Raw genomic sequence first — 10,749 nt, 5'->3', positions numbered from 1 at the left:
GCGAAGCCGTAACCCGCCATGCTCCGCCTATGTCGCCTTCACCACTGCGTAGCGTTCCAGCGTGCGCTTGCGCGCCTCGTCGTGCATCACCAGCGGCTCGGGATAGTTATCGCCGAGCCGCACGCCTTTGTCCGCCAGCAGCATGCGCGGCACGGTCCACGGCGCATGGATTTCCTTATGGCTGAGCTGAGCCAGTTGCGGCAGATAGCGCTTGATGAATTTCCCCTCGCCGTCAAACTTCTCCGACTGCGTCACCGGATTGAATATGCGGAAATAGGGCTGCGCATCGCACCCGGAAGACGACGCCCACTGCCAGCCGCCGTTGTTGGCCGACAAATCAAAGTCGTTCAAATGCTGCGCAAAGTAAGCCTCGCCCCGGCGCCAGTCTATGCCCAGGTCCTTGATCAGGAAGCACGCCGTCACCATGCGCAGGCGGTTGTGCATATAGCCGGTGCGGTTCAGCTGCAGCATGGCCGCGTCCACCAGCGGATAGCCGGTGCGGCCCTCGCACCAGGCCGCGAACAACTCGTCCGCTTCCGGCCCGGTCTCCCACGCGATGGCGTCGTAGGCGGGCTTGAACGACGCCCCCACCACATGCGGATGGTGATACAGGATCATCATGTAGAACTCGCGCCAGATTAGCTCCGACAGCCACACCGCGCCGCCTTCGCCCGCCAGTCCGCGCGCGGACAGCTCGGACACTGTGCGCACCAGGTGCCGTATCGACACCGTGCCAAAGCGCAGATGCAGCGACAAATAGGACGGCCCCTTCACCGCCGGATAGTCGCGCGCCGTGCCGTAATCCGCCACGCGGGACAGGAAATCGTCGAACAGCTGCGCGCCGCCGCTCATCCCGGCAGGGATCTTCAGCTCCGCCAGGTTGGTGCGCTCAAAGCCCAGCTGCTCCAGCGTAGGCGCCGGGGCGGCCAGCTCGGCGGAGGAGGGCGGCGGCGCGAAATGGGCCGCCAGCGGCTCGACCGGCAGCGCGGCCAGGCACTCCGGCTCGGCCAGCATCTTCTTCAGCCACGCATTCTTGTATGGCGTGAACACCGAAAACGGCGTGCCGGACTGCGACAGCACCTCGCGCTTTTCGAACACTACCTGGTCCTTGAAGGTGAAGAAGGGCCGCGCATCCGCCGCCAGCGCCTTGGCCACGGCCTCGTCGCGCGCGATGGCTGCCGGCTCGTAGTCATGGCTGGCGTAGACCGCGTCCACCCCCAGCTCGGCCGCCAGGCGCGGAATCTCCTGCTCCGCCACCGCGTGCCGGGCTATCAGGTGCCCGCCCATCTGGCGCAGCTCAGCCGCCAGCTCCGCCACGCAGGCGTGGATGAATTCCACCCGCCGGTCCGCGCGCGGCAGGCCGTCCAGGATGGTTTTGTCGTAAATGAAGACGCAATGGACGCGCGCGCTGCGCTGCAAGGCATGGTGCAAGGCGGCATGGTCGAAAGCGCGCAGATCGCGCCGGAACCAGACCAGGGTGGTGCTTTTTGTCATGTTTTATCGATTTAATGGCCTTGCGGGACGTTGCCCGGGGTGGCCGCAACGTGGCTGCGGCGCGTTTCATAGTAAACTATGGCCTGAACCATTATAAAAGAACACCCGCAGCCCAGCAGAGAGAGCAACGCGTATGAAGAAAACTAAAGCTGGTCACGCTCTGCCCGCTCCCGGCCGCCGCCCGGAGTCCGATGACCCTTTGGCGCCCGTGGCAGCCAGGGACAGCGCCGCACTGAATCTGGCGAACCACTTCCTGATCGCCATGCCATCCATGCAAGACCCCGTTTTCGGCGGCACCGTCGTCTATGTGTGCGAGCACAACGAAAACGGCGTGCTTGGCGTGGTCATCAACAAACCCACCGACATGACCATGCAGGTGCTGTTCGAGCGCATCGACCTGGAACCGGCCTCCGACCTGGCCCCGGCTATCGTCGATGAACCCATCATGTTCGGCGGCCCGGTGCAGGACGATCGCGGCTTTGTGCTGCACACGCCCGGCGCGCGCTACTCGTCCTCGCTCACCGTGACCGACGACGTGGCCTTCACCACCTCCATCGACGTGCTGGAAGCGGTGGCGCGCGGCAACGGCCCGGAGCGCATGCTGGTGTCCATCGGCTACTCGGGCTGGAGCCCGGGCCAGCTGGAGGACGAAATCAGCCGCAACGGCTGGCTCACGGTGGGCGCCGACGCGCACATCCTGTTCGAGCTGCCGGTGGAGGAGCGCTATTTCGCCGCCATGAAACTGCTCGGCTTCGACCCGCTGATGCTCGCGTCCGAAGCGGGCCACGCCTGATGCGGTGCTGAGCGTGGAGAAACTCGACACCATCCTCGGCTTTGATTTCGGCATCAAGCGCATCGGCGTTGCCATCGGCAACAGCGTGCTGCGCACCGCCTCGCCGCTGGCCGTCATTTCCAGCATCGGCAACGACGCCCGCTTCGGCGAGATCGCCGCCCTGATCCAGCAATGGGAGCCCACCCTGTTCGTGGTCGGCCTGCCCAGCCATCCGGACGGCACCGCGCACGACATGACCGCGCGCTGCCGCAAGTTCGCCAACCAGCTCCACGGCCGCTTCAGCCTGCCGGTGGTGCTGGTCGACGAGCGCTACTCGTCGGCCGTCATTTCGGCCAAGCGCGGGGAGGTCATCGACGACCGCGCCGCCTCCATCATTCTGCAACAATACTTTGACGAATATGTCCCTTCCAACTAACTCCACCGCGCCTTCCGCACTCGATGCGGAAGCGCTGTACGCCGAGCTGCTGCAGCAGGTGAAAGCCGGCCTGGCCGACGCCCACGAACCGGCCATCGTCGGCATCCACTCGGGCGGCGCCTGGCTGGCCGAACGGCTGGCCGCCGACCTGGGCCTGTCCGCGCGCTGCGGCGTGCTGGACGTGTCCTTCTACCGCGACGACTTCGCCAAGAAGGGCCTGCCGGCCGAAGTGAAGCCCACCCAGATCGGCTTCGACGTGGCCGGCGCCACGCTGCTGCTGGTGGACGACGTGCTCTACACCGGCCGCACCACCCGCGCCGCCATCAACGAGCTGTTCGACTACGGCCGTCCGGCCAAGATCATGCTGGCCGCCCTGGTCGACCGCGGCGAGCGCCAGCTGCCCGTGGCCGCCGACTTCGTCGCCGCCAAAGTCGCCGTGCCGGCCGGGCAGGCCCTGGTGCTCAAGCGCACCGAGGCCGGACAATTCACGCTTACCATCGAAAACGACCATGCTTAATCCGCAACTGAACAAACACGGCGAGCTGCAGCACTTGCTGTCGATCGAAGGGCTGCCCAAGTCCATCGTCAACCACATCCTGGACACCGCGTCCTCCTTCGTCGGCGTGTCCGACCGCGAAGTGAAGAAGGTGCCGCTGATGCGCGGCAAGAGCGTGTTCAACCTGTTCTTCGAGAACTCCACGCGCACCCGCACCACCTTCGAGATCGCCTCCAAGCGCCTGTCGGCGGACGTGATCAACCTGAACATCTCGGCCTCCTCGGCCAGCAAGGGCGAGTCCCTGCTCGACACCATCGACAACCTGTCGGCCATGCACGCCGACATGTTCGTGGTGCGCCACTCGCAGTCCGGCGCGCCCTACCTGATCGCCAAGCACCTCAACGACCACAAGCAGCACCACGTGCACGTGGTGAACGCGGGCGACGGCCGCCACGCGCACCCCACGCAGGGCCTGCTGGACATGTACACCATCCGCCACTACAAGAAGGACTTCACCAAGCTGACGGTGGCCATCGTGGGCGACATCCTGCACAGCCGCGTGGCCCGTTCCGACATCCACGCGCTGACCACGCTGGGCGTGCCCGAAGTGCGCGCCATCGGCCCGCACACGCTGCTGCCGGGCGGCCTGGAGCAGATGGGCGTGCGCACCTTCACCAATATGGACGAAGGCTTGAAAGGCGTGGACGTGATCATCATGCTGCGCCTGCAGAACGAGCGCATGAACGGCGCGCTGCTGCCGTCGGCGCAGGAATACTTCAAGAACTACGGCCTCACGCCCGAGCGCCTGGCGCTGGCCAAGCCGGACGCCATCGTCATGCACCCCGGCCCGATGAACCGCGGCGTGGAGATCGACTCCGCCGTGGCCGACGGCCCGCAAGCGGTGATACTGCCGCAGGTCACGTTCGGTATTGCAGTCCGCATGGCGGTGATGAGTATTTTGGCAGGGGCGAAGGAATGAAACTGGTAATCAAGAACGGCCGCGTGATCGACCCGGCCAACGGCGTGGACAGCGTGCAGGACCTCTACATTGAAGACGGCAAGATCGCCGGCGTGGGCCAGGCGCCCGCAGGCTTCAGTGCCGGGCAGAGCTTCGACGCCAGCGGCCTGGTGGTCGCCCCCGGCCTGGTCGACCTGTCCGCGCGCCTGCGCGAGCCGGGCTACGAGTACAAGGCCACGCTGGAATCGGAAATGCAGGCCGCCATGCAAGGCGGTGTCACCAGCCTGGTGTGCCCGCCCGACACCGACCCCGTGCTCGACGAGCCCGGCCTGGTGGAAATGCTCAAGCACCGCGCGCGCCGCCTGAACCAGGCCCACGTGCACCCGCTGGGCGCGCTCACCATGGGCCTGAAAGGCCAGTCCATCACCGAGATGGCCGAGCTGACCGGCTCCGGCTGCATCGGCTTCTCGCAGGCCGAAGTGCCGGTGGAAGACACCACCGTGCTGCTGCGCGCGCTGCAATACGCCAAGACCTTCGACTACACGGTCTGGCTGCGCCCGCAGGACGCGCATATCGGCCGCGGCGGCGTGGCCCACAGCGGCCCGCTGGCGTCGCGCCTGGGCCTGTCCGGCGTGCCGGTGATGGCCGAGACCATCGCCCTGCACACCATCTTCGAACTGATGCGCAGCACCGGCGCGCGCGTCCACCTGTGCCGCATCTCCTCGGCCGCCGGCCTGGAACTGGTGCGCGCGGCCAAGGCCGAAGGGCTGCCGGTCAGCTGCGACGTCGGCGCCCACCACATCCACCTGACCGACGCCGACATCGGTTTCTTCGATTCCAACGCGCGCGTGACGCCGCCGTTCCGCGCCCAGCGCGACCGCGACGCCATCCGCGCCGGCCTGCTGGACGGCACCGTGGACGCCATCTGCTCCGACCACACCCCGGTGGACGACGACGAAAAGCTGCTGCCTTTCGGCGAAGCATCGCCGGGCGCCACCGGCCTGGAACTGCTGCTGTCGCTGGCGCTGAAATGGGCCGACGACTACGCCGCCGCCCAGCCGGGCGTGGGCGAGGGCGGCGCGCTGGCGCTGGCCATCAGCCGCATCAGCGCCGACGCCGCGCGCGTTTCCGGCCTGGACCGTGGCCAGAACGCCGGCCAGCTGTCCGTGGGCAGCGTGGCCGACGTCTGCATCTTCGACCCGGCCGCGCGCTGGACCGTGCAAGGCAGCGCGCTGGCCAGCCAGGGCAAGCACACGCCCTTCCTCGGCTACGAGCTGTCGGGCCAGGTGCAGGCCACCATCGTCGCCGGCCGCATCGCCTACCAGCGCAACGCCCGCTAGGCACGCCGCCCGCCCGCGCGCTCCGCCCGTTTTTTGTCATTTTCAGTTTGGGGTCAGTTCTACCATCGCGTCATGCTTTGCGGCATGACGCGATGGTAGAACTGACCCCGTCTTAAGGTGTGAACATTTTGCTTATTTACCGCTTGCTGCGGGTGGTGCTGCACGTGCTGTACGGCATGACGGTGTGCGCCACCATCTTTCCCTGGATAGGCCTGGAGGCGCGCAACCGCCATATCCGGCGCTGGTCGCGTTCCTTGCTGGCCATCTTCAATGTGACGGTGGAGCTGGCGCCGGACAGCGCGCCGCCGCTGGAGCACGCCATGATCGTGGCCAACCACGTGTCCTGGCTCGATATCTTCGTGGTCGACGCGCTCTATCCCTGCCGCTTCGTGGCCAAGGCGGAGATCCGCTCCTGGCCGCTGGCCGGCTGGCTGGCGGAGAAGGCGGGCACGGTGTTTATCTCGCGCGGCAGCAAGCGCGACCTGCGCAATATCTTCAAGGGCCTGGTGCACAGCCTGCAGGCGGGCGAGCGCGTGGCCTTCTTCCCCGAGGGCACCACGGCGCCGCAGGGCACGCTGCTGCCTTTCCACGCCAATCTGTTCGAGGCGGCGGTGGACGCCAAGGTGATGGTGCAGCCGCTTGCGCTCAGCTATGCGGACGCAGCCGGCGGCCACCATCCGGATGTGGACTTTATCGGTGAGACCACCTTTGCCGAGAGCGTGCTGGCCATCCTGCGCGGCCCGCCGGTGCGTGCGCGCCTGCGCTTTCTGCCAGCCATGGACGCCACCGGCGCCCACCGCCGCGACCTGGCGCAGGCCGCGCATGACGCGGTCTCGGCCGGGCTGGGCATTGCGGCGGAGCCCGGCGGGTTACGCGCGCAGCGCTAACCCGCCCTACTTCTTGCCGGCGTGCTCGCGGTATTCCGGGCACTGCACCTGCATCAGCGTCCTGTCGTCCAGGCATACGGCCGACAGGTAGCCGCCCCACACGCAGCCGGTGTCGAGCGCGATCAGGTTGGGCGTGAGCATCAGCCCCAGCGCGGACCAGTGGCCGAACACCACCGTCACGTCCTGCGTGCGGCGGCCCGGCACCTCGAACCACGGCATCAGGCCGCTGGCCGGGTCGGCCTTGGCGCTTTCCTTCTGCTTGAAGTCCATCACGCCGTCCATGCTGCAGAAACGCAGCCGCGTCAGCGCGTTGACGATGCAGCGCAGCCGCGCCGGGCCTTGCAGGTCGTCGCGCCAGGCGTCCGGCTGGTTGCCGTACATCTGCGCCAGGAAGCCGGTCCAGCCGGGGCCGCGCAGCGCCGTTTCCACTTCGCCGGCCAGTTCCATCACCTGCTGCGCGTCCCACTGCGGCAGCACGCCGCCGTGCACCAGCAGGTGGCGGCCGCGCTGCAGGGCCATGGGCCGCGTGCGCAGCCAGTCCAGCAGCGCCGCGCCGTCCGGCGCTTCCAGGATGTGCTCCAGCGTGTCCGAGCCGGAGGCGGGGCGGATGCCGTTGGCCACCGCCAGCAGGTGCAGGTCGTGGTTGCCCAGCACGGTGTCGATGCGGCCGTCGCTGGCCACCGCCAGCGCATGCACATAGCGCAGCGTGGCCAGCGAGTCCGGGCCACGGTTGATCAGGTCGCCGGTGAACAGGATGGAGGGCGCCAGCGCGCCGGTGGCCGATTCCTGCGCCAGGATGCGCTCGACCAGGGCGACAGTCTGCTCGTGGCAGCCTTGCAGGTCGCCAATCACATAGGTTTTCATGGATGTTGCGATTAAGGAAATAAATTAATTGTAAGGAGCGCTAATTTCTCGCGGAATCCGGCGAGTTTCACATAAAATCATGCCTACGACTAATTTAACGCTCAGTGCGGGATGCTAAATGATTTTTGTTACAGGCGGTGCGGGCTTTATCGGCTCCAACTTTGTACTTGACTGGCTGGCGCAATCCGATGAGCCTGTCCTTAATTTCGACAAGCTGACGTATGCCGGTAATTTGAATAACCTGGCCACGCTGAAGAGCGACAGCCGCCACGTGTTTGTGCGCGGCGATATCTGCGACCAGGCCCAGGTGCTGGAATTGCTGCGCACCCACAAGCCGCGCGCGATTGTGCATTTTGCGGCGGAAAGCCATGTGGACCGTTCCATCCACGGTCCCGGCGAATTTATCCAGACCAATATCAACGGCACGTTCAGCCTGCTCGAAGCGTCGCGCAGCCACTGGAACGAGCTGCCGGAAACCGAGCGCGCCGCGTTCCGCTTCCTGCACGTGTCCACCGACGAGGTCTACGGCACCCTGGGTCCGGACGACGCGCCCTTCAGCGAAACCACGGCCTACGCGCCGAACAGCCCTTACTCGGCCTCCAAGGCCGCCTCGGACCACCTGGTGCGCTCCTACCACCACACCTACGGCTTCCCCACGCTGACCACCAACTGCTCCAACAACTACGGTCCGTATCACTTCCCCGAGAAGCTGATCCCGCTGATTATCGCCAATGCGCAGGCCGGCAAGCCGCTGCCCATCTACGGCGACGGCCAGCAGGTGCGCGACTGGCTGTATGTGAGCGACCACTGCGCGGCCATCCGCCGTGTGCTGGAAGCGGGCCGCCTGGGCGAGACCTACAACGTGGGCGGCTGGAACGAAATGGCCAACCTGGACGTGGTCCACACCCTGTGCGACATGCTGGACCAGCTCAAGCCCAAGGCGGCAGGCAGCTACCGCGACCAGATCACCTTCGTCAAAGACCGTCCCGGCCACGACCGCCGCTACGCCATCGACGCGCGCAAGCTGGAGCGGGAACTGGGCTGGAAACCGGCCGAGACCTTCCAGACCGGCATCAAGAAAACCGTGCAGTGGTATCTCGACAACCAGGCCTGGGTGGCGGACGTGCAGTCCGGCGGCTACGCCAACTGGGTGGCAACCAATTACTTCAACCGGGACGGCGCGCAATGAGCACTGCAATGAAAACCCGCAAAGGCATTATCCTGGCCGGCGGCTCGGGAACCCGGCTGTATCCGGTCACCATGAGCATCTCCAAGCAGCTGCTGCCGATCTACGACAAGCCGATGATCTACCATCCGCTGACCACGCTGATGCTGGCCGGCATACGCGAGATCCTCATCATCTCCACGCCGCAGGACACGCCGCGCTTCAAGGAGCTGCTGGGCGACGGCAGCCAGTGGGGCATCGAGCTGAGCTACGCCGTGCAGCCGACGCCGGACGGCCTGGCGCAAGCCTTCATCATCGGCCGCGACTTCGTGGGCGACTCGCCGTCCGCGCTTATCCTGGGCGACAACATCTACTACGGCGCCACGCTGGAAGGCGTGCTGCGCAGCGCCAATGCGCGCACCGAGGGCGCCACCGTGTTTGCCTATCACGTGCATGATCCGGAGCGCTACGGCGTGGTCGAGTTCAACGACCAGCAGCAGGCGGTCAGCATCGAGGAAAAGCCGGCCCAGCCCAAGTCGAGCTATGCCGTCACCGGCCTGTATTTCTACGACAGCCAGGTGTGCGATATCGCGGCCGGCATCAAGCCTTCCGCGCGCGGCGAGCTGGAGATCACCGACGTCAACCGCGCCTACCTGGAAGCGCAGCAGCTGACGGTGGAAGTGCTGGGGCGCGGCATGGCCTGGCTGGACACCGGCACCCACGATTCGCTGCTCGACGCGTCGCAATTCATCGCCACCATCGAAAAGCGCCAGGGCCTGAAAGTGGCTTGCCCGGAGGAGATCGCCTACCGCCGCAACTACATCAGCGCCGACCAGCTGCGCGCGCTGGCCGAGCCGCTGAAGAAAAACAACTATGGTCAATATCTGCTGGGCATCCTGGACGATAAGGTAATTTCCCGATGAAAATCTCGGCCACCCCGCTGCAGGGCGTGCTGCTGATCGAACCGACCGTGTTCGGCGACGCGCGCGGCTACTTCTACGAAAGCTTCAACGCGCGCCGTTTCGCCGAATTGACCGGCGTGCAGGCCAGCTTCGTGCAGGACAACCACTCGCGCTCGGCCAAGGGCGTGCTGCGCGGCCTGCATTACCAGATCCAGCAGGCGCAGGGCAAGCTGGTGCGGGTGACGGCCGGCGCCATTTTCGACGTGGTGCTGGACATCCGCCGCAGCTCGCCCACTTTCGGGCGCTGGCACGGGGTGGTGCTGTCGGCCGAGAACAAGCATGAGCTGTGGGTGCCGCCGGGCTTTGCGCACGGCTTCACCGTCACCAGCGACATGGCCGAAGTGCAGTACAAGACCACCGACTACTGGGCGCCCGAGTTCGAGCGCTCGGTGATCTGGAACGATCCCGCCGTGGGCGTGGCGTGGCCGCTGGACGGCGAACCGCTGCTGTCGGCCAAGGACAGGGCCGGCGTGCCGCTGGCGCAGGCGGAAGTGTTCCCATGAAAATCCTGCTGACCGGCTGCAGCGGCCAGGTGGGCTACGAGCTGGAGCGCAGCCTGCAGGGGCTGGGCCAGGTGGTGGCGGTGGACCGCAGCCGCATGGACCTGGCCGACCTGGACCAGGTGCGCGCCGTCATCCGCGAGGTGCAGCCTGGCCTCATCGTCAATCCGGCCGCCTACACGGCGGTGGACAAGGCGGAAAGCGAGCCGGAACTGGCCTTCCGCATCAACGCCGAGGCGCCCGGCGTAATGGCCGAGGAGGCCAGGAAACTGGGCGCGGCCCTGGTGCATTATTCCACCGACTATGTCTTCCCCGGCGGCGATCCCGCGCCGCGCGTGGAGACCGACGCCACCGGCCCCATCAACGTGTATGGCGCCAGCAAGCTGGCCGGCGAGCAGGCCATTGCCGCCTCCGGCGTGCGCCACCTGATCTTCCGCACCAGCTGGGTGTACGGCATGCGCGGCAAGAATTTCCTGCTCACCATGCTGAAGCTGGCGCGCGAACGCGACGAGCTGCGCATCGTGGCGGACCAGCACGGCGCGCCCACTTGGAGCCGCACCATTGCCGACGCCACCGCGCTGGTGCTGGCCAAGGCTGCGGCGGGCGGGGCGGACGGGCAGCAGCCGTGGTGGGAACAGCACGGCGGCATCTACCACCTGAGCAGCCAGGGGCAGACCACCTGGTTCGAGTTCACCCAGGCCATCATCGAGCAGGCCGGCATAGCATGCCGGCTGCAGCCCATCACCAGCGCCGAGTATCCGGTGCCGGCGCGGCGGCCGCACTACTCGGTGCTGTCCTCGCAGCGCCTGGTGCAGCAGCTGGTCCAGCTGCCGCACTGGCGCGAGGCGCTGGCGCTGTGCATGCGCTAGGGCCGG

At 66.6% G+C, this 10,749-nt stretch carries 12 protein-coding genes; 10 read left to right on the top strand and 2 right to left on the bottom strand.

Annotated elements, in window-relative coordinates:
- Positions 1–27: 27 nt before the first annotated feature.
- Positions 28–1,494: a cryptochrome/photolyase family protein gene (locus tag GTP77_RS19635; RefSeq protein WP_161073837.1), complete on the bottom strand. Its 1,467-nt coding sequence runs from the start codon at positions 1,492–1,494 to the stop codon at positions 28–30.
- 133 nt (positions 1,495–1,627) lie between these two features.
- Between GTP77_RS19635 and GTP77_RS19630 the strand changes: the two genes are divergently transcribed.
- The 6 genes from GTP77_RS19630 to GTP77_RS19605 all read left to right on the top strand — a co-directional run bounded on the left by GTP77_RS19630 (position 1,628) and on the right by GTP77_RS19605 (position 6,383).
- Positions 1,628–2,287: a YqgE/AlgH family protein gene (locus tag GTP77_RS19630; RefSeq protein ID WP_161073836.1), complete on the top strand. Its 660-nt coding sequence runs from the start codon at positions 1,628–1,630 to the stop codon at positions 2,285–2,287.
- Between the two features lie 7 nt (positions 2,288–2,294).
- Complete coding sequence (gene ruvX, locus GTP77_RS19625; protein ID WP_161073880.1) at positions 2,295–2,702, top strand: Holliday junction resolvase RuvX; 408 nt, start codon at positions 2,295–2,297, stop codon at positions 2,700–2,702.
- Positions 2,686–3,219 carry a bifunctional pyr operon transcriptional regulator/uracil phosphoribosyltransferase PyrR gene (gene pyrR / locus GTP77_RS19620; protein ID WP_161073835.1) on the top strand — a complete coding sequence of 178 codons (534 nt, stop codon included), beginning with the start codon at positions 2,686–2,688 and terminating at the stop codon, positions 3,217–3,219. Before ruvX ends, pyrR begins: the two co-directional genes overlap by 17 nt.
- Positions 3,212–4,177 carry an aspartate carbamoyltransferase catalytic subunit gene (locus tag GTP77_RS19615; protein WP_161073834.1) on the top strand — a complete coding sequence of 322 codons (966 nt, stop codon included), beginning with the start codon at positions 3,212–3,214 and terminating at the stop codon, positions 4,175–4,177. The genes pyrR and GTP77_RS19615 overlap by 8 nt, the downstream gene beginning before the upstream one ends.
- The gene (locus GTP77_RS19610; protein ID WP_161073833.1) at positions 4,174–5,496 is read left to right on the top strand and encodes a dihydroorotase; all 1,323 of its coding nucleotides are present in this window, start codon (positions 4,174–4,176) and stop codon (positions 5,494–5,496) included. The genes GTP77_RS19615 and GTP77_RS19610 overlap by 4 nt, the downstream gene beginning before the upstream one ends.
- A gap of 119 nt (positions 5,497–5,615) precedes the next feature.
- Positions 5,616–6,383 (top strand): lysophospholipid acyltransferase family protein, encoded by a 768-nt coding sequence (locus GTP77_RS19605; RefSeq protein ID WP_228893817.1) that lies wholly within the window; start codon positions 5,616–5,618, stop codon positions 6,381–6,383.
- Positions 6,384–6,389: 6 nt separating this feature from the next.
- Here GTP77_RS19605 and GTP77_RS19600 read toward each other — a convergent pair whose 3' ends face one another.
- Entirely contained in the window at positions 6,390–7,247 is an 858-nt protein-coding gene (locus GTP77_RS19600; protein WP_161073832.1) for a symmetrical bis(5'-nucleosyl)-tetraphosphatase, read from the bottom strand.
- Positions 7,248–7,365: 118 nt separating this feature from the next.
- On the opposite strand from GTP77_RS19600, the gene rfbB reads away from it, so the two are divergent.
- Genes rfbB through rfbD form a run of 4 tightly spaced genes read left to right on the top strand, consistent with a single transcriptional unit; the run spans position 7,366 to position 10,743 of the window.
- Positions 7,366–8,436, top strand: a complete 1,071-nt coding sequence (rfbB, locus tag GTP77_RS19595; protein ID WP_161073831.1) for a dTDP-glucose 4,6-dehydratase — start codon at positions 7,366–7,368, stop codon at positions 8,434–8,436.
- Positions 8,433–9,335, top strand: a complete 903-nt coding sequence (gene rfbA / locus GTP77_RS19590; protein ID WP_161073830.1) for a glucose-1-phosphate thymidylyltransferase RfbA — start codon at positions 8,433–8,435, stop codon at positions 9,333–9,335. The genes rfbB and rfbA overlap by 4 nt, the downstream gene beginning before the upstream one ends.
- Positions 9,332–9,877, top strand: a complete 546-nt coding sequence (gene rfbC / locus GTP77_RS19585) for a dTDP-4-dehydrorhamnose 3,5-epimerase (RefSeq protein WP_161073829.1) — start codon at positions 9,332–9,334, stop codon at positions 9,875–9,877. The genes rfbA and rfbC overlap by 4 nt, the downstream gene beginning before the upstream one ends.
- On the top strand, positions 9,874–10,743 hold the full coding sequence (gene rfbD / locus GTP77_RS19580; RefSeq protein ID WP_161073828.1) for a dTDP-4-dehydrorhamnose reductase: 870 nt from the start codon (positions 9,874–9,876) through the stop codon (positions 10,741–10,743). Before rfbC ends, rfbD begins: the two co-directional genes overlap by 4 nt.
- Positions 10,744–10,749 lie beyond the last annotated feature (6 nt).

The organism is Pseudoduganella aquatica, assembly GCF_009857595.1.
Lineage (GTDB): Bacteria > Pseudomonadota > Gammaproteobacteria > Burkholderiales > Burkholderiaceae_D > Rugamonas > Rugamonas aquatica_A.
This window is presented reverse-complemented; position numbering and strand designations above follow the sequence as displayed.